The 20652-nt window shown below is 59.1% G+C and carries 20 protein-coding genes; 4 read left to right on the plus strand and 16 right to left on the minus strand.

What is annotated here, in order from left to right; genetic code table 11:
- Positions 1 to 431 precede the first annotated feature (431 nt).
- From mapR to H8S56_RS00320, 4 genes are all read right to left on the minus strand, one after another.
- Complete coding sequence (gene mapR / locus H8S56_RS00305; protein ID WP_187517515.1) at positions 432 to 1841, minus strand: GntR family transcriptional regulator MpaR; 1410 nt, start codon at positions 1839 to 1841, stop codon at positions 432 to 434.
- Positions 1842 to 1960: 119 nt separating this feature from the next.
- Entirely contained in the window at positions 1961 to 4117 is a 2157-nt protein-coding gene (locus H8S56_RS00310; protein ID WP_187517516.1) for an amylo-alpha-1,6-glucosidase, read from the minus strand.
- An 11-nt stretch (positions 4118 to 4128) separates the two neighbouring features.
- Positions 4129 to 5175, minus strand: coding sequence for a glycosyltransferase family 4 protein (locus H8S56_RS00315; protein ID WP_187517517.1), 1047 nt, complete (start codon positions 5173 to 5175; stop codon positions 4129 to 4131).
- A 218-nt stretch (positions 5176 to 5393) separates the two neighbouring features.
- Positions 5394 to 6710: a sensor histidine kinase gene (locus H8S56_RS00320; protein WP_024687212.1), complete on the minus strand. Its 1317-nt coding sequence runs from the start codon at positions 6708 to 6710 to the stop codon at positions 5394 to 5396.
- 150 nt (positions 6711 to 6860) lie between these two features.
- Between H8S56_RS00320 and H8S56_RS00325 the strand changes: the two genes are divergently transcribed.
- Positions 6861 to 7340 (plus strand): nuclear transport factor 2 family protein, encoded by a 480-nt coding sequence (locus tag H8S56_RS00325; RefSeq protein ID WP_187517518.1) that lies wholly within the window; start codon positions 6861 to 6863, stop codon positions 7338 to 7340.
- 12 nt (positions 7341 to 7352) lie between these two features.
- Here the strand turns inward: H8S56_RS00325 and H8S56_RS00330 are convergent, their stop codons facing one another.
- From H8S56_RS00330 to H8S56_RS00340, 3 genes are all read right to left on the minus strand, one after another.
- On the minus strand, positions 7353 to 8366 hold the full coding sequence (locus H8S56_RS00330; RefSeq protein WP_024687214.1) for a GlxA family transcriptional regulator: 1014 nt from the start codon (positions 8364 to 8366) through the stop codon (positions 7353 to 7355).
- A 199-nt stretch (positions 8367 to 8565) separates the two neighbouring features.
- Positions 8566 to 9987: a sugar porter family MFS transporter gene (locus tag H8S56_RS00335; protein ID WP_024687215.1), complete on the minus strand. Its 1422-nt coding sequence runs from the start codon at positions 9985 to 9987 to the stop codon at positions 8566 to 8568.
- A gap of 243 nt (positions 9988 to 10230) precedes the next feature.
- Entirely contained in the window at positions 10231 to 11088 is an 858-nt protein-coding gene (locus tag H8S56_RS00340; protein WP_024687216.1) for a pirin family protein, read from the minus strand.
- Between the two features lie 120 nt (positions 11089 to 11208).
- On the opposite strand from H8S56_RS00340, the gene H8S56_RS00345 reads away from it, so the two are divergent.
- Positions 11209 to 12126 (plus strand): LysR family transcriptional regulator, encoded by a 918-nt coding sequence (locus H8S56_RS00345; RefSeq protein WP_235986715.1) that lies wholly within the window; start codon positions 11209 to 11211, stop codon positions 12124 to 12126.
- 21 nt (positions 12127 to 12147) lie between these two features.
- Here the strand turns inward: H8S56_RS00345 and H8S56_RS00350 are convergent, their stop codons facing one another.
- The 8 genes from H8S56_RS00350 to H8S56_RS00385 all read right to left on the minus strand — a co-directional run bounded on the left by H8S56_RS00350 (position 12148) and on the right by H8S56_RS00385 (position 19129).
- The gene (locus tag H8S56_RS00350; RefSeq protein WP_024687218.1) at positions 12148 to 12798 is read right to left on the minus strand and encodes an NADPH-dependent F420 reductase; all 651 of its coding nucleotides are present in this window, start codon (positions 12796 to 12798) and stop codon (positions 12148 to 12150) included.
- 434 nt (positions 12799 to 13232) lie between these two features.
- Entirely contained in the window at positions 13233 to 13682 is a 450-nt protein-coding gene (locus H8S56_RS00355) for a helix-turn-helix domain-containing protein (protein ID WP_024687219.1), read from the minus strand.
- A gap of 293 nt (positions 13683 to 13975) precedes the next feature.
- Positions 13976 to 14599 (minus strand): PqiC family protein, encoded by a 624-nt coding sequence (locus tag H8S56_RS00360; protein WP_187517520.1) that lies wholly within the window; start codon positions 14597 to 14599, stop codon positions 13976 to 13978.
- Positions 14596 to 16272, minus strand: coding sequence for a PqiB family protein (locus H8S56_RS00365; RefSeq protein ID WP_187517521.1), 1677 nt, complete (start codon positions 16270 to 16272; stop codon positions 14596 to 14598). Before H8S56_RS00365 ends, H8S56_RS00360 begins: the two co-directional genes overlap by 4 nt.
- Entirely contained in the window at positions 16265 to 16879 is a 615-nt protein-coding gene (locus H8S56_RS00370) for a paraquat-inducible protein A (RefSeq protein WP_024687222.1), read from the minus strand. The genes H8S56_RS00365 and H8S56_RS00370 overlap by 8 nt, the downstream gene beginning before the upstream one ends.
- Positions 16876 to 17505 carry a paraquat-inducible protein A gene (locus H8S56_RS00375; RefSeq protein ID WP_187517522.1) on the minus strand — a complete coding sequence of 210 codons (630 nt, stop codon included), beginning with the start codon at positions 17503 to 17505 and terminating at the stop codon, positions 16876 to 16878. The genes H8S56_RS00370 and H8S56_RS00375 overlap by 4 nt, the downstream gene beginning before the upstream one ends.
- 236 nt (positions 17506 to 17741) lie before the next feature.
- Complete coding sequence (locus H8S56_RS00380; protein ID WP_024687224.1) at positions 17742 to 18041, minus strand: protealysin inhibitor emfourin; 300 nt, start codon at positions 18039 to 18041, stop codon at positions 17742 to 17744.
- Between the two features lie 20 nt (positions 18042 to 18061).
- Positions 18062 to 19129, minus strand: coding sequence for a M4 family metallopeptidase (locus H8S56_RS00385; protein WP_024687225.1), 1068 nt, complete (start codon positions 19127 to 19129; stop codon positions 18062 to 18064).
- Between the two features lie 265 nt (positions 19130 to 19394).
- On the opposite strand from H8S56_RS00385, the gene H8S56_RS00390 reads away from it, so the two are divergent.
- Positions 19395 to 19745: a hypothetical protein gene (locus H8S56_RS00390; protein WP_024687226.1), complete on the plus strand. Its 351-nt coding sequence runs from the start codon at positions 19395 to 19397 to the stop codon at positions 19743 to 19745.
- 85 nt (positions 19746 to 19830) lie between these two features.
- Here H8S56_RS00390 and H8S56_RS00395 read toward each other — a convergent pair whose 3' ends face one another.
- Positions 19831 to 20148 (minus strand): DUF883 family protein, encoded by a 318-nt coding sequence (locus H8S56_RS00395; RefSeq protein WP_024687227.1) that lies wholly within the window; start codon positions 20146 to 20148, stop codon positions 19831 to 19833.
- Positions 20149 to 20300: 152 nt separating this feature from the next.
- Here H8S56_RS00395 and H8S56_RS00400 point away from each other — a divergent pair, with 152 nt between their 5' ends.
- Positions 20301 to 20555: a hypothetical protein gene (locus H8S56_RS00400; protein ID WP_004882073.1), complete on the plus strand. Its 255-nt coding sequence runs from the start codon at positions 20301 to 20303 to the stop codon at positions 20553 to 20555.
- Positions 20556 to 20652: the final 97 nt, after the last annotated feature.

The raw sequence follows: 20652 nt of genomic DNA on the forward strand, positions 1-20652 counted from the left end.
TGATTGCCGCTTACGTTAACGTCATGGCTGTGATGATGTCCAGTGCAGTGACTGGAACAGACGCGGTATGAATTGAGCGTCGCCGCCGCGTGAAGCAGCAAACGCTGTGGGAAAGTATGGCAATCACCATCATGGGTGGGCTGGCACTGGGTACGCTGGTCACCCTGGGCCTGATTCCCACCCTTTACTGGCTTGTTCGACAAGCTCAAGCCCAGCGGGAAAAAGCACTGAATGTCAGGACGGCGGTATCGTCCCCAACAGCCCGACTGCAATCGTGAATGCCAGAAATGCCAGTAAACCCAATGCCATCTTGCCCATGAAAACCTCGTCGTTGATCAGTTTGGATCGCAGGGCAATTATCGGGAGTTGGCAGAAAATGGTACAGATTCAGAAAGCGAATAAAAAAAGAGATCAGTTTGTCGGCGGCGGTTTCAGAACGTAGCGAGAATGCGGCCCAGCGTCGCCATCGCCTGCTCGCAACGTTCATCCCATGGACTGCCGTGGTTCAGGCGCGCGCAGTTACGAAAACGCTGTGAAGGTGAAAAGATCGGCCCTGGTGCCAGGCTGATGCCTTGCGCCAGTGCTTTCTGAAACAACTGCAGCGAATCGACCTGTTCAGGAAATTCGAACCACAAAAAATAGCCGCCGACCGGTTTCGTCACGCGAGTGCCTGCCGGAAAGTACCGGGCGGCCGCCGCGAGCATGGCGCCCTGCTGAATTTCCAGCGTGTCGCGTAGCTTTCTCAGGTGCCGGTCATAGCCGCCATGATCGAGGTAGTCGGCAATCGCAGCCTGCGCGGGCACTGAAGGGGAAAGGGTGGTCATGAGTTTGAGGCGATTGATCTGTTCGGTGTAACGCCCGCCTGCCACCCAGCCGACCCGATAGCCGGGCGCGAGGGTTTTGGAGAACGACCCGCAATGCATGACCCTTCCACTGCGGTCAAGACTCTTGATCGGGTGCGGGGCTGTGGTTCCGTAATACAGCTCTGCGTAAACGTCGTCTTCGATCAGCGCGATGTCATAAGTGTCCAGCAACTCGTACAGACGGGCCTGTTTTTCCGGAGGAAGGCTGGCGCCCAGCGGGTTCTGAAAACTGCTCATGAACCAGCAGGCCTTGATTGGCAGGCGACTCAGGCTCTCTTCCAGGGAGTCCAGATCCACGCCGTCACGCGGGTGCACCGGTATTTCCACGGCCTTGAGCTTCAGCCGCTCCAGAACCTGCAGGCAGGCATAGAACGCGGGGGCCTCGATGGCAACCAGATCACCCGGTTCGGTGACGCATTGCAGGCTGAGATTCAAGGCCTCCATAGCGCCGTTGGTGATCACCAGTTCGTCGGCAGACAGTCCTGTGCCGCCGATCATGTAGCGCAAGGCAATCTGCCGACGCAGGTCGGCATTGCCGGTGGTCATGTCATTGATGATAGCTGCGGGTGTCATCGCCCGGACTGCTGCGCCCATCGATTTTGCAAGGCGTGGCAGCGGGTAGAGGTTCGGGCTGGGAAAGGCTGAACCGAAGGGAACGGTGTCAGGGTCCTTGAGTGATGCCAGCACCGAGTAGATCAGCTCGCTGACGCCGACCTCGGTGCCTTCGCTGACGTGCCTGACCAGTTCGGGTTCGGTCATGGTCTGCGGGCCGTATTCGCGAACGTAATAGCCTGAACGGGCACGGGCCTGGATCAGGCCTTTGTCTTCAAGCAGGTAATAGGCTTTGAAAACCGTCGTCGGGCTGACCGAATACCGGCGGCTCGCGACCCTGACCGAGGGGACTTTTTCGCCGGGTGGCAGAATCCCGCTACGGATCATTTCGGCAATGTCCGCGGCAAATTTTTCGTAGCGTTTCATAAAGGGCGTCGAGAGGGTGGCAACGGCATGATGCGCGAAGCGGCCTGTCGCGACAATGCCCCGAGGTGGCCGACGTCACGGCCCAGCGGGTTTGCGCCACGCCTTTTGGCGAACTGGGCCTAGAGCCTCACGTCCATTCTCACCACGCCTGGGCCTTGCTGGCGTTCGATGAACGCCGTAACCCGCTCGCCAATCCGCTGCACGGTCAAATCAATCTGGAACTCACCAAACCTCAGACGTCGCACTTCAAGCCGGTCTATGCCGATCGGCAAGCGAGGGTGGGTGACAACGACGCGTTTTTCGGCGGCATCGATGGTGATGCCCAGGCAGGCTTGCAGCAGCATGAATACCGAGCCTGCCGCCCACGCCTGAGGCAGGCAGGCGACGGGGTAGGCGATGGGGGGCTCGCCTGCGCCACGCTTGAAGCCGCAGTAGAGTTCTGGCAGACGCATGCCAAAGTAGGTGGCAGCCTCGAACACGCTGCTCAGGATGTGAATGGCACCTGCCTGTTCGCCGTAGCGGGCAATTCCGGCCACGCACAGGGCAACGTCGTGCGGCCACACGGAGCCATTGTGATACGACATCGGGTTGAAGCGAATGGCGCCGCTTTCCAGCGTGCGCAGACCCCAGCCACTGTCGAAGTTGCCGGCCAGCAACTGGCGCGCGACGGCTCTGCCGCGTTCAGGTGCGGGCAGGCCAGTGAACAACAGATGACCAGCGTTGGAGGCTTTCACATTGCAGCGTTCGCCCGCACCATCCAGTGCCAGGGCGTAGAACTGCCGGTCCTCCATCCAGAAGCGCCGCTCGACCGCATCGCGCAGTTGCTCGGCGCAGGTCTGCCAGTGGGCAGCGGCTTTTTCGTCGCCGCGAATTCTGGCCAGTTCGCTCATGGCCAGGTAGGCGCGCCAGGCATAGCCCTGGACTTCGACCAACGCGATGGGGCCTTCGGGGGAGCGGCCGTCGCTGTGGAAGATCGAATCGTGGCTGTCTTTCCAGCCCTGATTGGCCAGCCCCGTGGATTCGGCGCGGTGATAGCTGATGAAACCTTCTGCGTTGCCGGATGCGTTGCGTTCCAGCCAGTGCGTGGCCCGCTCCAGCGATGCCCAGAGCGTGTCGATGAACGCTCTGTCGTCGGTTCTTTTCGCGTAAGCACCCGCCAGCATGACGAACAGCGGCGTGGTGTCTACGCCGCCGTAGTAGCGGGCGAACGGCAACTCCTTGAGCCTCGACATTTCACCCTGACGGGTTTCGTGCATGATCTTGCCCGGTTCCGCGTCGCTGAATGTCGAGGCCTCCATGGCCTGATGTTCGGCCAGATAAGCGAGCACGCCGCGTGCCAGTGCCGGGTCCAGCCACAGTGACTGGTAGGCGGTGATGATGGCGTCGCGGCCGAACGGTGTTGAGTACCAGGGTACGCCCGCGTAGGGGTAGGGGCCAGTCGGCAAATCGGCGGTCAGCAACGCAAGGTCGGCGCGGGACTTGTCCAGCCAGGCCTGGAACAGTCGGCCCGAAGCCTTCAGCCAAGCACCACGCCATTGTTTTTTGCGCATCGCCCGGCAGGCCTGTGCGGCGGCCAGACGATAGCGTTCGCGGGTGGGTTGGACGACGCTGCTGCCGACTTCGAGGTACAGCGTTCTGGACTGGCGGGCAGGTACATCGATCTGGAAGCGGGCGCTGTGCCCGTCGATATGCGCAGGTGTTTCGGAAAAGCTGATGGCTGTGGTGCGCACTTGATCATCCAGCCCACGGTAGCGGAGCACAACGCTGCACTGCGAAACCTCGGGACGGTTGATCGAACCGCGCATCAGGCGGCTCTGGCCACGCACCTCGAACATGTCGAAGAAGTCGGCATCGAACTGCAGATCAATCGGCAACAGGCTGTGATGGTCGCCGTAGTTGGTCAGCACGATTCTCTCAAACATCCGCTCGTCCCACAGAAAGCGCTTGCGCTCGATGTGCAACACGCCCTGCGTTGTGTTTTCGGCGCCCAGCGCCGGCAGCGGAGGGTGGGTCAGGTGGGAAATGAAATAGACGTTGTTCTGGCTGACGGCGGCGGATAGAAGCGTCGGGCGCTGACCCGCGAGAGTCAGGCGATAGACGGACAGCAGCCGCGTGTCGTGGTGAAACAAGCCAACGTCGCTGCCTTCGATATCGGCGAACGCGTTGGCCACAAGGAACATGTTGTGATTGACCAGAACGAACAGCGTCTGGCTGCAAGGCGGGTCATCGACCTGGAGTGGTGGGGCAGATTCATGGCTGGACGGTAACTTCTTCATCGCGTTTACACCTACGATCCAGTGATGTCATGGCCTCTTAAAAGCTGTCGGTACAGACCGACGTAACGTTGCGCCATGACGGTTGCCGAGAATTTTTTTCTGAATACGTCACGAATGGTTTGCCGATCAAGCTCCAGCACCTGGCGCACAGCCTTGACGGCCTCTTCCTCGCTGCTGACCATGAGGCCTGTGACGCCGTGGTCAAGCACTTCAGGCACCGATCCACAGCGCCAGCCAATGACCGGCGTACCGCAGGCCATGGCTTCTATCATTACCAGGCCGAATGGTTCAGGCCAATCGATAGGGAATAGCAGGGCTCTGGCGTTGCCGATCAAGTCAGACTTGGCGCGGTCGTCGACTTCGCCCAGAAACTGGATTTCGGGTACGCAGAGTTGCGGCAGGACGACGGCGTTGAAGTAGTTACGATCAGTCCAATCCACTTTGGCGGCGATCTTTAGTGGCAGTCCGGCCGCGCGGGCGATGGCGATTGCCCGGTCCGGACGTTTTTCCGGCGAGATACGCCCCAGAAATACCAGGTAGTCACCGTGCTCGGACTTGAAGTCCGTCTCCACGTCAGGCAGTCCGTGGGGAACGTTGGCGATCCAGTGTGCGTGTGCAAGTGGGCCACGCTGGTGTTGCGAAATGGAGACCAGAGGATAGTCAGGCCAGCGCGTATAGGTGTCTGACAAGTCTCCCATGTCCAGCCTGCCATGCAGGGTGGTGAGGGTCTTGTGAGCGACTGCCTCGAAAAACGGAAAGTGCAACATGTCGGTATGAAAGTGCAGAATGTCGAATTCGCTGGCTTGATTGCGCACCTCATGAAGCATGCTCAGGTGGCACGCCAGCTCTGACTTCAACCCTGATTCATCCAGTCTCAGTGCCTGATGACGGCATTCGACCAGCGCTGCAGTGGTGCGTGAACCACCGGCGGCAAACAGCGTGACGTCATGACCCTGTTCGACAAGCGCTTGCGTCAAGTGGGCCACGACTCGTTCGGTTCCACCGTACAAAGAAGGCGGTACGGATTCGTATAAGGGAGCGATTTGCGCAACTTTCATGGGCTGTTCTGATTTAGGGACAGGTGAGCGATGAGGTGATCGAGAGTCCTGTCGGTTTCTCGTTGCCCCAGGGAGGTCCTGCGTCCCTTGAAAAAAGCATAGTGACCGAACGCTTGGCCAGACGTGCGTTTCGGCGGCAACTTCCAGTGGTGCGACGAGCGGCCCTTATCATCGCAAGCAGCAATGGGTTGAGGTGCCCAATGACCAAGCCGGTGTATTTACCCGGAGTGAGGCAGGCCGGTGTCGATGCGTCCCAGTATTCTCAGGTAGAGCTTCATGCAGGTTCCGTCGCCCGGCGAGGTCTCGACCCGCACGCCGCCGCCGGCATTCACGGCGAACTCCTGCACCTGGGCCAGTCCCAGGCCCGTTCCCAGCCCCGTCTTCTTGGTGGTGAAAAAGGGTTCGAAAATGCGCTTCGCCAGTTCATCAGGCATGCCGGGACCGTTATCGGTCACGCTGATCACCAGATAATCGCCTTCCGGCAGTCGCGGGTCATCCTCGATGGATTCCATCTGTGTGGCGATACAGGCTTTGCCAGGCCCGGACATTGCGTCTCGGGCGTTGGCGAGCAGGTTCAGAACAGCCGCGTGCAATTGCGCCTCGACGCACAACACCCCCCAGCCCTTGGCCGCAAGGTCGAACGACAGCTCCATTTCGTTGCCGACCGAGCGCAGCAACAGGTCCCGGGCAGCCTCAAGGCGTTCGCTCACGTCGATACAGATCAGTTCCGGCCCGTCCTGGCGGACGCTTGACAGCAGGCGGCTGACCAGTTGTCGCCCGTGCTCGACCGCCTGCAAACCGGTATCACTGAGGCTTTCGACATCTGCCGGACGCCGAGCGCGCATACGGATCAATTGCAGGCTGGCGCTCAGTGCCTGAAGAAGATTATTAAAGTCATGGGAAATGCTTGCCGTCAGCATACCCAGCGACGAAACACGCTGCGAATGGCGCAGGTTTCGCTCGGTTGTGCGGTTATGACCCTGCGCGTGCTCAAGTTCCTGGCTCAGCGCGGCAGCGCGCTGCTCGTGCTGCCCATTGAGCATGCGCAGTTGCATCAAGCTGGCGGTCTGTCGTGCCAGCGCCTGAAGGGCCAGGCGCTGTGGTTCGCTGAGGCTGCGCGGTCGCGTGTCGATCACGCAGACAGTGCCCATCGGCAGACCCGCGTCGCTGATGATTGGCGCACCGGCATAGAACCGAATGTAGGGCGGTCCGAGCACCAGTGCGCTGTGCTCGAAGCGGGCGTCCAGTGTGGCGTCCTCTATCACCAGCACATCGCTCGGCACGAGAATCGCGTGTGCGCAGAACGCCAGATCACGGTGAGTTTCACGCACGTCCAGGCCGATGCAGGCCTTGAACCATTGGCGCTCACGGTCAATCAGCGAAACCAGCGCAATAGGGGTGTCGCACACGGTTGTCGCCAGCAGCACGACATCGTCAAAGCCCGGTTCAGGCGCGCTGTCCAGTATGCCGAGATGCTCCAGAGACCGAATTCGATCAGCCTCGTTGGCGGGAAAAGGAGCAGGGCGGTGAGTCATGAGAGGCATCGCGACGAGGGCAAAATGTGTCGGTATGATGCCTGTAGATTTGAGACGACAGCAAGAGACATCCGAGCGGCTGGCCTTGGGGCTTGCAGCGTGCGGCAAGGTCTGGTTACCTCCATGGCCAACCCGCCTTGAGGCTTCGACATGTCATCCAACGCCGCAAACCGTCCGCCACTGCCACCGTTCACCCATGAATCGGCCATCGAAAAGGTCCGTCTGGCCGAAGATGGCTGGAACAGCCGAAATCCCGAGAAAGTCGCGCTGGCCTATACGCCGGACACGCACTGGCGCAACCGGGCCGAGTTCATCGTCAATCGAGAACAGGCACAACAGTTTCTGGCGCGCAAATGGAAGAAGGAACTGAACTATCGCCTGATCAAGGAGCTTTGGGCGTTCGCCGGCAACCGCATCGCTGTCCGTTATGCCTATGAGTGGCACGACGATTCTGGCAACTGGTTTCGCTCTTACGGCAATGAAAACTGGGAGTTCAACGACGATGGGCTGATGGCCAACCGTTTTGCCTGCATCAATGACGTCCCGATATCGGAGTCGGAGCGCAAATTCCATTGGCCGCTCGGGCGTCGTCCGGACGATCACCCGGGGTTATCGGAGCTTGGACTTTAAGCGCGATCAGCATTATTTGACCCGTCGTTGTTCCTTGGACGGCCGGTAACCGAAGAACGCGCTGTAGCACTTGCTGAAATGGCTGGGTGAAACGAAACCGCAGGCGACCAGCACCTCCAGTTGCGACATTTCGGTGTGTTGCAGCAGCCTGCGAGCCTCGGTGATCCGCAGCTCAAGGTAATAGCGTTGTGGGGTCGTGCCCAACTGTTCCCGGAACAGCCGCTCGACCTGACGGCGCGACCTGCCCGAATAGACTGCCAGTTGTTCAAGTTCCAGTGGCTCTTCGAGGTTGGCTTCCATCAGCTTGACGACTTCTCGCAGCGGCGCACTCACCGAGAGATTCACGCTGGGTTTGACTCTTCGATAGCGTGATTCTTCAAAGCACAAAATATCTTCGATGCCTTCTACCAGCGCCTTGTCGTGCAGCCCTTTGATCCACTCCAGCACCAGATGAAAGGCACCGGTGGGGCTTGAGGCAGTGAGTCGGTCCCGGTCGATCACCCAGGCTTCACTGGTCACGTGCGTGACCTTGGCAATCTCGGCCAGGGCAGCGCGGTGCTCCGGGTGAATGGCGCAGCGATAGCCCTCAAGCAGGCCTGCCGCGCCGAGAAACCAGGCACCATTCCAGAGACCGGCCAGCGTCACGCCTTGATCAGACGCCATCTGCAGAAGTTGTATCAGCTCGGGCTCTGCCTTGAGCGCCGTGCGGTAGCCGCCACACATTACCAGCAGGTCGATGTGTTGCAGGGTGGCGACATCCAGACATTGGTCCGGACGAATCACCAGCCCCAGGTCGCTGACAACTTCGCCCGCCTGCAACCCGAGTGTGATTGAGGAAAAGAGTGTCGGGCGCAGCAGGTTGGCAGTGACGATCGTATCCAGTGCCTGGGTGAAGGCAGGCAGCGAAAAGTGCTCGAGCAGCAGGAAGGCGACCCGGGTCAGGCGTTTCTCTTGCGCGTTCGCCTCACCCAGGTAACGCAGGTTTTTGCCGCGCATGGCGCTGCTGAATTGTCGTCGTGCAATCACCGCTCGGCTCACCTTGTGCTGCTCAAATCATCGGTTATGCGTTGCGGTCACGGACTGTCAGCCTTCTCGAACCGCTCGCAGTGCCTGCCAGCTTATGACTGAACGCACGCCAAGTCTTGTCAATATCTTGGGCGGCAGTTCAGTCGTGCCTGGAGGATCAACGAAGTCATCGAAAATGCACACAATTCCCGGCGTGTCATCACAGCTCTTTTTTCAGATGCTTTTCGATCTGCTCAAGCGACTTGCCTTTTGTCTCAGGCAGGCACAGGAAGACAAAGACCAACGAGCCGATATTAATAGCTGCAAAGACGAAGAACGTCGGATTGCCGATGACATCCACCGCGATGGGGAACGCAAACGCCACCGACGCATTGAACAGCCACTGCATCGACACAGCCACGCCGGTCAGCAAACCCCTGACCTGCATCGGGAACAGTTCTGACATGAGCAGCCAGTAGACCGGCGAGATGCACATCTGCATGAACAGCAGAAACACGAGGATGCAGGCGAGCGCAGCATAACTCTGAGTCAGGTTCTGGGGCATGAATTGCAGGACGCAGCCCAAGGCAGCCTGCATCAGGATCACCATGACCAGACCGGTCATCAGCAAGTGCCGACGGCCGTACCGGCCAATCGCCCAGATGCCGAGCAGCGTGGCGATGACCGATACCACGCCGTTGCCGATGGTTGCGGTCAGCGCAGCATTGGTCCCCATACCGGTGTTTTTGAGGATGATCGGTGTGTAGTACATGAACGCGTTGACGCCGGTGAACTGCGCCGTGAAGCCCAGCCCGATACCAATCAGCAGCAGCTTGATGACCCAGCTTTGACGCAGCAGGTCTTTGACGGCAGGGCGATTGCGCGCCTGTTTGTCCTGCGCCTTCATCTCATCGACTTCGCGCTGCGCATCTTCCTGGGTATCACGCAACTGTTCCAGCACGTCCTGAGCTTCGTCGAAACGGCCCTTGGCCGCGAGCCAGCGCGGAGAGGGTGGTACGAAGAAGGTGCCGACCAGCAGCAACACACCCGGAATCATCGCGATGGCCAGCATGTAGCGCCAGATGCCTGGCGTGTGCAGCAAGGCCGCCAGCACGGCACTCAGCACATAGGCCAGCAACTGGCCGCTGACGATCATCAGTTCGTTACGGCTGACCAGTCGCGCACGCCGAGACGGTCCGGCAATTTCGGCGATGAACACCGGAACCGTTGCCGAGCCGCCACCCACCGCGATGCCCAGCAGGAAGCGTGCTGCAATCATGAAAGGAATGGACGGCGCCGTCGCGGTGCCCAGCGCGCCGACGATAAACAATACCGACAGCAAACGCAGTGTGAGACGTCTTCCGAAACGGTCCGAGATATATCCGCTGGCCAGCGACCCAAACGCTGCGCCGACGATCAGTGAGGCGGTGACCAGACCTTCAGTAAACGCATTGAGGCCCAGGCCGCCCTGGTCCATGGGCAGGGTCATGAACGGTAGTGCCCCGGCAATGATGCCGGTGTCATAACCAAACGCGAGTGCGCCCATGGTTGCGACCAGTACGGAAATGAAGATCAGCCGACCGGGAGAGGCCTGCTTTCGACCCGGCTGACCTGCCGCTGTCGAGGTGATGCTTGAAGACATGGGTATAACGTCCTTCACGTGGGACCAGCGTCGTGCCAGTACAGATGTGAGGCTTAGGGCGGTGTGTGCTGTATGAGTTCCATCCGATAGGAAAAACGATTCAGCTTGTTAAGATTTCGGGGGTTGGCCCCTCTCTCAACGCGCTGTTTTGACGCGCTGCTTGACTGGCTCCGGCAGCAGTTGGTTGAGTACTCCGACCGTCTTCCTGACGAAAGGCGGCCTGGTTTTGACTGGCTGATCGCTTCAGCCCAGGCGGCCTTGCTCACGCAGCAGGGCGCCGATGCGTTTGATCTCCTTTTCACCTTGATCGAGCGCCGCCTTGCTGGTGTGCACCGAGTAGTAACCCATTACAAGGTCGTGCGGATGCTTGATCGCCGAGCCCAACACGAAAGAGGTATCGCCTTGTGCCACTAGCTCGATTGCCCGATCCGACTCTTCGAATACCGCCAGTTCGCCGGCCTGGATCGGGCCGTTTGCATCGAGTTGTCCGGTATTGACCGCCAGCCAGCCTACGGTGTGGCCAGCGGGTGGCGTGTAGCGCCAATGCTCGCCGTCTTTCAGATTGACCGCGAGGTAGTTCATGCCATCGGGGGCTGGAATACGGCTCTTTGCAGTGCCGTATTCTCCAAGCAGCACCCGTGCCGGGCCTTGCTCAGGGATTTTTGACGAGTCCAGGTAAACACTGACGGCAGGACCGTTCTCTTGAGCGGCCGGGAGCGCAACCCAGAGCTGGAAGCCCCTCATCGCCAGGCTGTTCACGGGCTTTGCGTTGTGCCACACGCCGTTGCCTGCATTCATCCATTCCACTCCGCCTTCGGGCAGGACACCTGATTTTCCGGTGGTGTCTTCGTAAGCCACTTCGCCTTCAATCATGTAGGTGAAGGTGGCAATACCTGAGTGCGGGTGCATGCCAAAACCTTTCTGGCCCGGTTCGGGCTTGAAACCAAAGTGGTCGAGAAAGACGAAAGGCTTGAGGTGCTGCCCCAGATCGCCAGGGCTCATCAGTCGGGTAATCGGTCCCTGCCGGGTGCCGCGGGTACGGTGGATGATGGCGCGCGGTTGCTTGTTGATTGCGACGGATGCGGCGTGTTGGATTGCCATGGAGGTGCCCTCAAGGGAGGCTGTATTGCCTTGGATCACAGCATATGCCGCTATTGATTGGTTGATTAGTTGGTGTAGTTGGATTGAAATCATCCATATTTAAAAGGAATGGATATTCGTATGCTCGACCTCAATGACATCGCGCTATTCGTTCAGGTCGTGCGCAGCGGAAGTTTCGCGCAGGCGTCGCGCCAGCTCGGCATACCCTCCAACACTGTCAGTCGACGTGTTCAACAACTTGAGGAGCAGCTCAGCACGCGATTATTGCAACGTTCCACCCGCAAGCTGGTGCTGACTCAACAGGGACAGGCATTTTTCGAGCGGTGCATGGCGTCGGTCGATGGCCTCATGCAGGCAGGCGAGCAACTTGTTTCTGGCGGTGATGTACCAAGCGGCAAGGTGCGTATCGCGGCGATGGCGGACTTCTTCGACTTCTTTCCAATGAAGTGGGTTGCCGGTTTTCTTGCCCGATACCCCAGGGTGCATCTGGAATTCGTTCTCGATGACGCGCGATGCGACCTGATCGCCGATCGTCTGGACATTGCGTTCCGAGGCGGCCCCTTGCTGGACTCAGGGTACGTCGGGCGTCAGCTGATCGAGGCAGGCAGGGAAGGCATGGTTGCCAGTCCTTCCTACCTCAAAGCACATGGCATTCCGAATGGGCTGGAGGGCATGGCCGACCATTTCTGCGTCAGCGCCGGTCATCCCAGCGGCCTGACGACCTGGCGGCTGATCGGGCCGGATGACGCAGAGCATGAGGTACAACTGGCCAGCCGGTTCAACGCCAATACGGCCCAGGCACTGCGCCGGGCCACACTGGAAGGCCTGGGGATCGCGCTGCTACCTGCGTCGCTGATCCGCTCCGACCTTGAGGCAGGTCGGTTGGTGCCAGTATTGCCGCAGTATCAGCGAACCAGCCACGGTCTGCATGTGCTGTACCCAAGCCGCCAGCATTTGCCACTGGCGGTTTCAGCGTTCATTGAGCTGGTGATGGAAAAGCTGCGTAGCCATGAGTTTCCCGCGCACTCCGATCGCTGAAGATCACCCAGGTCACTGGCTTCAAGCGATTTTGATGAAGTTGATTGCAGCCAGCGAGCCAAAGGGCAGGGTGGCCAGTCGTCCGCCGACGTCCAGTGTGCCCAGGTCGACCGGGAAGTAACCGACGGTTTCGAGGATTTTGCGCACTGCGCTCTTGGCATCTGCGTCGTCACCCGAATAGAACTGGACGCGCTGACCGCCTGACACTTCAGGTTGCGTGAGGACCTGCACGTCCAGGTGGTTCAAGGCTTTGACGAGCCTTGCCCCCGGAACCAGTTCGCGAACGACTTCACTTGAATGCCTGTCGCCCAGATCGATCGCCTTAATGCCGTAAGCCGCCAGTGGATTGCCCGGATCATTGGCGTCAGGGGATTGCGGGTCAAGGAATTCCACAGCATTGGTGCCGTCGATCACGATGCGGTTGTTCCAGGCTGGCAATGTGCCCAGCACCTGAGGCAGGTCGCTCCAGCGCAACGCGAGAAGGACGATATCGGCGCTGGCCGCTTCTGCAACCGTGACTGCCTTGATGAGGGGGCCGGTTTGGGCAGTGAAATCCTTGAGCGATTCCGGACCGCGGCTGTTCGCAATCGTCGCTGAAACACCTGCGTTAGCCAAAGCGCGCGCCACGTTTGAACCCAGAGCGCCCGAACCAAGAATGCCTATTGTCGTCATGTTGATACCTGCCGTGTCAGTGAGGGCTCGGGTGGGACCCCGAATGCCCTGAAGGCCGAACGGTATGCTCGACCGGATGAGGCTCTACGATATATATGTGTAATCGACACATCAACACTTATTTTTGTGTTTTCGAAACGTTGTTACTGGCTGCTTAGGCAGAGGCGTCTCGATGGGTTCAGGGCCCGCAGATCGAATTCGGTGGGCATGATGGGTGTCCTTTCCTGGCGGCCTGGAGAGGTGAGGACACCGGCTGCGAAGATGGGCTAATGGCAATGTTGGTCGAGGTTTCAACCGGAAAACGGAAAAGTACCCGGTACTTGGAGGCGATTGCTGACGAGTATCAACGATAGCGATGGATGGGCCAGGCACCCCCGTGCACCGGCTTGAACGGTCACACAGGGGCTGCGATATTGTAACCGGATTCTATGGAGCTACCCCAGCCTTGAGGTCATGTAAATAAGGCGCACAGTGGCAATGGTGATGGCTTCGGCGTCTTCCTTGATGGCCTCAAGATCGCTGGAGTCATGCTGGGCCTTGTCCGAGCGGGCTTCGACCAGACGGGTGACGTGATACAGATTCTGCGTGACGTCATGCAGGTTACCGTGCAGGCGGCCAATGACGCGACTGAGCCGTTCCGAGTGGTTGCTATCCACCCCTTCTACGCGCGGCGTGGAGTGTTCAAGGCTGAATCCGGTGACAACGTAGCTGACGTCAATGCCAGCGTCTGAAACGCGGGAGAGGTAATCCGCTTTAGGCGATCTGATACCATTTTCGTAATTGCCCTGGGCGTTAGTTTCAACGCCTCCAATGGCACCCAGTGCGTTTTGCGAGAGCTTGAGGCGCAGTCGCTCCTGTTTAAGGCGTGGACCAATTCCTGTCATAAATCTGTCCTCATGGTACCGCCAGCGGGGGGTATTCCAGTGGCGTTTCACGCGTAAGGGGGCCCAGGGCTATATGTGACAGAGACCGGAGTACCTCCGGTTCAATACGCCCGCAGAGCATGAGCGCAGACGATCAACAATCTGCCTGAATGCTGGCACATTGTAAGTGATGATTTAAACGTAATGGTAACGATTTATACGAACTTGAACTATTTGCGATGGACGTACGATTCGAATGACCGGCTGAGTACAAGGAGTTGTCGAGGCCTGGGAAGGCCTCGTTCAAGCAGGTGTCAGAGGCAGCGCGAAGCAGGTTGTTGCGCCCAGTTCAGGGCAGTGTCGGCGATCTTGCCCGCCAGCCGTGCAACGGCTTTCTGATGGGCGATGATCAGGCTTTCCATGCCGGGGCCTGCCTGTTCGCGGATCACGCTGCTGCAGGTGAGGTTGGTCCGTTTGCTGCCCGCGGTGGCTCCGGCATTGCGAAGCGACAGGGTCCAGACCACGTCGATCAACGCATAGTTACCAGGAACCGATTCGAAACGCCGGACATCCGTGCGGACGGAGAGCACCGGCTGCTCAGTGTTCTTGGGCAGGCCAGCCATGTCGCGGCTGCCGAAACGCTGTTCGAGCTGCGGAGTCAGCGCGTCATGGAACTCGTCACCCAGCGGCGAGCCCCAGCGTTCAGTGTCCAGAATGGCCAGGCTGCCGTTACCTTGACGCACCACCAGCGGCGGTTGGTCAACTTGAACGGGCATGACCACCGGCAGCATCTCGAACTGGAACGGCGCGGGCTGAGGGGCCGTTTTGCCGGTCGAAGCCATCGGGGCAATCAGGGTGTAGTAGTGGGTCTGGGTCGACGTGCACGCGCTGATACCCAGCGCAGCAGTCAATACAGCCAGTTTCAGGCGCAGGGTCATGGGTTTGGCTCCGCAATGGCTCGGGATGAAGAGGGGGCGTTGAATGAGCGTGGTGCGGCATCGCCGGTACGCCCACGTATCAGCGATTCAGGGTGGCGGCTCAGGAAGTCAGTCAATACCCGGACAGAGCGCGCCGTGCGCTGCACTTCATCCATCGCCTGGCCCAGTTGCTGACGCGCCGGCGAGTCCTCGGCAAAGGAGTCGTTCGCGGTCCCCAGGGTTTTTTCTGCCTGCTGCAAGGTGCCGCGCATTTGTGGCAATACGCTGCTGTTGACCTGCTTGAGGGTCTTCTGCAGCTCGCTCAGGCTGCCATTGAGGTTGCCGGCCAGCTCGTCGATAGGCAGTTTGCTGAGTTTTTCGACAAACGCCTGCAGTTGCTCCTGCAGCTTGTCGAAGCTGCCGGGCACGGTCGGAATCTCCAGAGGACGAGCCTTGGAATTAAACGCGACCTTGGGGGCCTTGGGATCGAATTCCATTGCAATGTACAGCTGGCCGGTCAGCAGGTTGCCGGTGCGAACCTGTGCTCGCAAACCGTTGGTGACGAACGCGCCCAGTACCCTGGCGGACTGCTCCTCTTCATCACCCTTGCCACCCAGTTCCTTGAGCTTGGCTTCCGCTGCCCCCAGACGCTTGGGATAGATCACCGCGCCGACGATGCCCGGGAATGTCTTGGTGGCCGGATCGTAATCCAGGTCCACCGACACCACCTTGCCGATATTCACCCCCAGAAAGTCCACCGGCGAATTGACCGTCAGGCCACGCAGCGACTGGTTGAAACGCATGCGGATGTAGCGAGGCTCGCCATCCGGCGGAGCAAGGGCGGTGGCCTGATCGTCGAAAATCTTGAATTCCGCGTTCTCGTCGGCGAGTTTTGATTCCGGGCTCCAGTTCGGCTCCCGGAAGGCCACGCCGCCGGAGATGATGGACGTCAGCGACTGGGTATTGATCTTCAGTCCGGCCGCGCCGACCGTCACGTCCACGCCACTGGCGTTCCAGAAGCGGGTATCGGTGGTGATGTACTGATCGTTCGGGGAATTGATGAAGATCTGGATATCCACGCCACGACCGTCCTTGGACAAGTCATAACCGACAACCTGACCGACCTGGATACGACGGAAATAGATCGGCGAACCAATGTCCAGCGAGCCGAGGTCGTCAGTGTGGAGAATGAAGCGTTTACCCTTTTCGCCGAACGTTATGGGAGGCGGTGTTTCGAGGCCTGTGAACTCATTCTTGGTGTCTTGGGCGCTGCCCGCATCGGCGCCGATGAACGCACCTGACAGCAGGGTATCGACCCCCGAGACGCCATGTGCGCCGATGCGCGGTCGTACGACCCAGAACTGGCTGTCGATCCGTGTGAAGGGATGCGCACTGTTATTGAGTTCGATGGTCGCCAGCACATGGGTACGGTCATCGCTCAGCGCGATCTCGGTCACCATGCCGATTACCACGTTCTTGTATTTGACCTGAGTCTTGTTGGCCTCAAGGCCTTCAGCCGTCAGGAACGTGACCGTGATCCTGGGCCCGATATTCATCCAGTCATGGAACGCCATGGACAGGCCGATCAGCGCGGCGACGATAGGCACCAGCCAGATCAGCGAAACACGAACGCGACGACGTTTGACCTCAGGGCGTGGCACTGAATCAGACGGGGGGAGGGTATTGTCAGACATCTTCAACCTCTGCATCCCAGATAAGCCGGGGATCGAAACTCATGGCGGCGAACATCGTCATCACCACTACCAGACCAAAAAACAGAATGCCGATACGCGGCTCGATGGTGCTCAGCTCGCGGAACTGCACAAGGGAGGCGACCAGTGCGACCACCAACACGTCGAGCATCGACCAATAGCCGATCAGCTCGATGAACCGGTAAAGGCGGGCACGTTCGCGCATGGCCCACTGGCTGCGGCGCTGGCAGGTAATCAGCAGCAGGCCCAGCACCAGAAACTTCACACAGGGGACCACCACGCTGGCCACGAAAATCAATATCGCGATGTCCCATGAGCCGCTTTCGAAAAATTCGATCACGCCGCTCATGATGGTGTTCTGGCTGCTGTTGCCCAGCAGCGAGGTATACATGACCGGCAACACATTGGCCGGTATGTAGAAAATCAACGCTGCAATCAGATATGCCCAGGTGCGGGCGATGCTGTTGGGTTTGCGTCGATGCACGGCAGAGTCGCATCGAGGGCAACACGTTACCTCTTCCGGGCAGGCGTAACCGCAGATGTGGCACAGAGAAAGCTTGTGTTCGCGGGCGAACGGTATGCCATTCATGCAGGCTCGACCCCCAGTTCATCCCACAGACTGCGGATGCCCTTGTTGGCAATCAATAGAATCAGCACCATCAACATGGCCATGGCCCAAAGGCCTACGCCCGGATGAACATCAAGCATGCCCGACAGTTTGATGATGGCAACCAGAATGCCCAGCATGCACACTTCGAGCATGCTCCAGGGACGCAGGTGCTCAAGCGCGCGCATGCAGGTCTTGAATCCGGGAGCGACAACGCCGCTGTTGGCGTGCAGCAACACCCAGAACAGCAGTGTGATCTGCAGCAGGGGGGCGAAAATGATCGACAGACCCGCCACCAGAGCGATGATGGTAATCCGCCCTTGGGCCAGTGCCTCCACCGATTCCCAGAGGGTGACTTCGTTGGTCAGTCCCTTCATGTTGATGCTGATGACCGGAAAGATGTTGGCAAAGATGAACAGCATGGCCGCAGCAATCGTCAATGCCAGCAACTGCTCGATCGACGTGTGACGCCCACGCCCGAGCACGGCTCGACAGCGAAGGCAGTAAGCGACTTCGCCGGGTTTCAAGGGCTGAGCTTCATAGAGCGAATCGCAGTGTTCGCAAATGATTAGAGCCGGTTGTTTTTCAGTGGAATGCACAGTGCTCATCGACGCCGTAGATGCAACTAACTGGGTTGAAAATTCGAGGCACGGAAAGATACCTCTTTATGGGATGCGTGGTCTTTTTTTCTGAGCGTCGCGCCACAAAACAGGCGGTATGAAGCATTGACCGTGAAGGACGGGGGTGGTTCATATGTCACTGAGCCATTATTCGTTCAGGGACTACGTAGACCAGAAAGCCGCCAGTGCCCCGTCGAGCGTCACGCAACAGCTGGCGGCAGGGTTCAAGGTCTTGCGGGGCGTGCGCGCTGTTTCAGGTAGCCCAGCAGCTGTCGTGCGGCCTGCGGTACGTTCTGCTCGTCGAACGTCATGCAAATGGCCCTGGCTTCGTCTTCAATGGTGATCTCGTACTGATTCAGGTCCCGGCCTTCATCATTGAATGCCTCGCCCGACTGATTCAGTCCGCTGTCACTTACCAGACGCTCCAGGTGCTCGGCCTCAGGGCGTTCCAGAGTCGCAGTGTCCACTTCACAGCGCTTGATCGCGCCAGCAAAGCCACCTGATTGCACTAGACAGACTTTCATTGTTAGGCCTCTTTGAGTGATTAAACCTTTACCCCGACCTTTTTCCAGGCCGCCTGGACGGCCTTCTTCGCATCTGCGCCAAAGCGTGGATCTGCGGCCACCTTGATACTGGTTCTGGCGCAATCGACGAACTGGCTGTCCGATGTCAACGCCAGCATCGTTTCATACCAGATTCTGCCGGCCACTTCCCAGGCATTTCCGCCCAGCGCCTTGGCCACCAGCACGAACGCCCGGTTGGGGATGCCTGAATTGATATGCACGCCGCCCCGGTCCTTGGCACCCGTATAAAGGTCCGACATGCTCGCAGGCTGCGGGTCGTCACCCAGGTCAGGATCGTTCGCGTAAGCGGTTCCCGGATGCTCCATGTCCCGAATGCCGCGCCGGGTAGGCGCGGGGACCAGTAGTTCCTTGCCGACCAGCCAGTCCGATTCGGCAGCGCTGGTGCCTTCTTTCCATTGGCGCACCAGCATGCCGAAGACATCGGCAAAGTGCTCATTCAGTGCGCCGGACTGGCCCCGATAATCAAGGTTGGACGTAAAGCTCTGCACACCATGGGTCAGCTCGTGGCCGATGACCTCAAGACTGCCGGTGAATCGTTTGAAAACCAGATCGTCACCATCGCCGTAAGCCATCTGGCTGCCATTCCAATAGGCATTGCTCAGTGGAACGAAATCACCCTGAAAATCCACTTCGGCGACATGCACGGTCGACACTAGTGCCATGCCGTTGTCGTCCAGAGAGTTACGCTCAAACAGCTGATTATAAAAATCGTAGACATCACCGGAACCGGCATAGGCTTCGTCCGCCGCCTCGTCGCCCGTCGGCCCCTGGCCTTCGGCGCGGATCAGCTTGCCGGGAAGCTGATCGGTGCCTCCAGCATCGTGAATCATGCGCTGTTTTTTGCCGTCAGGTGACCTGACCGCATGCATGGAGGGCATTGTCCGGGCACTCAGGCGTGAGGCCAGAAACGCCGAACTGCTGGTGAGGTTGGCAATGGCCCGCGAACTGATCAGTGCCTTGGGTGACTGCGCCATATGCTCAAGCATATAGGGCGGAATGAAGCATTGCAGGGGGTCTCGATCGCACATGTGGAACTCCTGTAGTGACACGCAGACGGCGGCAAGCCATCAATCAACATGGTCGCGAAGGGTTTGACATCGGATGCAGCGCTTTTATGCAGGAAATATCTGATTACAGGATCGTTCAGATCGAGTCACGCCTTACGCAGCCTGACAGGCGGGGGCGTCGAGCGCTCTTGACGGCTTCAAGCACCTGCGTCAACGCGACACACTGGCTCAATACTGGCGGGCAGGGTGCTAGACTCGCGCCACTTCAGACGAGGAGCAGACTTACGTGCGCAAGACGGTAATGATTTTGGCGATGCTGGCGTTGGCCGGATGCGATGCAGGCAACTCTCGAGCGACCGCCCGAGACAAGGCGCAGGACGCGGCCACGACAGCCCCGGCCACTGCTCCGCAATGGTTTATCCAGATGAACTCCAGGGAAGCGGTCAGCGATACAAGCGCCTGGCTGCTGGAGCGCAGCTACGCGCCGATCATCGTCTCGATCGACGGCAAGCAGCAGTTGCTGGTCGGGCCTTATCCGAGTCAGGCCGAGGCTGAGGAGCAGCGTGTCGCACTGCAAGCCAAGGTCAGCAAATCCCACCGTTTTGCCCAGCCGTCCGTTGTTCAATACAGCCGCTGACGGTTGTCACGGACATAAAAAAGGCGCGAACCCGTTTAACGGGTCGCGCTTTTTTATTTAACGGCGTGTCTAGATCAAGCTGCTATCAACGACGACCCAGCAGCAAACCTACCACCAGACCGAAGCCTGCAGAGATCGCTACGGTCTGCCACGGGTGACCACCGATGTAGGTTTCGGTCGCGTCTACCACAGGCTTGGTGCGCTCACGCACGCTCGACATGGAGTCCAGTGCCTGCTTGAGCTTGAGGCTCAGTTGCGCACGCAGTGTTTCAGCGTCTTCGCCGACCAGCGCCGCACTGTCCTTGAGCAGTTTGTCGGATTCCTCGATCAGTGCCTGCAGTTCGCTGAACGCCTGATCCTTGATCTGGTCGGCAGCATTTTGGGCAGAGGTCTTACGAGCCATGGCATTTTCCTTTCAAGTGATGGCAATAGTGATCAATGGAGTCATGGCCACCCTGAAAAGTTGCAACCATGTGAACGACCTGACGCCGGGCTCTGCAAAAAAAGGCCGGGACGGGTGTAAGATGCAGCCGTTTTTAGTCGTAGGTGATCGCTATGAGTTTCAATCTGGCCAACCGGCCCCTTCCTGAACGTGCTGCTATCGAAGATGAAAAATCACGTCTTTTCGATCTGTGGCAGAGCAATCTCGGCAAGGCCAAGGGTGAAGCCGCACGATTGATGGGCGAGCGTGCCAAGCGCAAGGGCAAATGGTCCGAATGGGTTCGCTCCGAACTTGACACCATGAGCCCGCCTGAATACGCCAACATGGTGCGCAGCGAAGTCAATCGTTTGATGGCCGCCGCCAAGTAAGCTTCCCCGGCTGCGTTCGGGTCAGCGCTCCTCGAAATCGGCGCTACGAGGGTCAAGCATGGCCAGGCTCTGGCGGCATTTGTTCAGCGCATCGCTG

It is taken from the genome of Pseudomonas triticifolii, from assembly GCF_014358015.1.
Classification (GTDB): domain Bacteria; phylum Pseudomonadota; class Gammaproteobacteria; order Pseudomonadales; family Pseudomonadaceae; genus Aquipseudomonas; species Aquipseudomonas triticifolii.

Coding starts and splice junctions, on each gene's coding strand:
- H8S56_RS00310 (WP_187517516.1), bottom strand. CDS start 4,117: ATGAAGAAGTTACCGTCCAGCCATGAATCTGCCCCACCACTCCAGGTC.
- H8S56_RS00400 (WP_004882073.1), top strand. CDS start 20,301: ATGAGTTTCAATCTGGCCAACCGGCCCCTTCCTGAACGTGCTGCTATC.
- H8S56_RS00370 (WP_024687222.1), bottom strand. CDS start 16,879: ATGAATGGCATACCGTTCGCCCGCGAACACAAGCTTTCTCTGTGCCAC.
- H8S56_RS00355 (WP_024687219.1), bottom strand. CDS start 13,682: ATGACAGGAATTGGTCCACGCCTTAAACAGGAGCGACTGCGCCTCAAG.
- H8S56_RS00375 (WP_187517522.1), bottom strand. CDS start 17,505: ATGAGCACTGTGCATTCCACTGAAAAACAACCGGCTCTAATCATTTGC.
- H8S56_RS00340 (WP_024687216.1), bottom strand. CDS start 11,088: ATGGCAATCCAACACGCCGCATCCGTCGCAATCAACAAGCAACCGCGC.
- H8S56_RS00385 (WP_024687225.1), bottom strand. CDS start 19,129: ATGTGCGATCGAGACCCCCTGCAATGCTTCATTCCGCCCTATATGCTT.
- H8S56_RS00315 (WP_187517517.1), bottom strand. CDS start 5,175: ATGAAAGTTGCGCAAATCGCTCCCTTATACGAATCCGTACCGCCTTCT.
- H8S56_RS00325 (WP_187517518.1), top strand. CDS start 6,861: ATGTCATCCAACGCCGCAAACCGTCCGCCACTGCCACCGTTCACCCAT.
- H8S56_RS00350 (WP_024687218.1), bottom strand. CDS start 12,798: ATGACGACAATAGGCATTCTTGGTTCGGGCGCTCTGGGTTCAAACGTG.
- H8S56_RS00365 (WP_187517521.1), bottom strand. CDS start 16,272: ATGTCTGACAATACCCTCCCCCCGTCTGATTCAGTGCCACGCCCTGAG.
- H8S56_RS00335 (WP_024687215.1), bottom strand. CDS start 9,987: ATGTCTTCAAGCATCACCTCGACAGCGGCAGGTCAGCCGGGTCGAAAG.
- mapR (WP_187517515.1), bottom strand. CDS start 1,841: ATGAAACGCTACGAAAAATTTGCCGCGGACATTGCCGAAATGATCCGT.
- H8S56_RS00380 (WP_024687224.1), bottom strand. CDS start 18,041: ATGAAAGTCTGTCTAGTGCAATCAGGTGGCTTTGCTGGCGCGATCAAG.
- H8S56_RS00320 (WP_024687212.1), bottom strand. CDS start 6,710: ATGACTCACCGCCCTGCTCCTTTTCCCGCCAACGAGGCTGATCGAATT.
- H8S56_RS00345 (WP_235986715.1), top strand. CDS start 11,209: ATGCTCGACCTCAATGACATCGCGCTATTCGTTCAGGTCGTGCGCAGC.
- H8S56_RS00360 (WP_187517520.1), bottom strand. CDS start 14,599: ATGACCCTGCGCCTGAAACTGGCTGTATTGACTGCTGCGCTGGGTATC.
- H8S56_RS00395 (WP_024687227.1), bottom strand. CDS start 20,148: ATGGCTCGTAAGACCTCTGCCCAAAATGCTGCCGACCAGATCAAGGAT.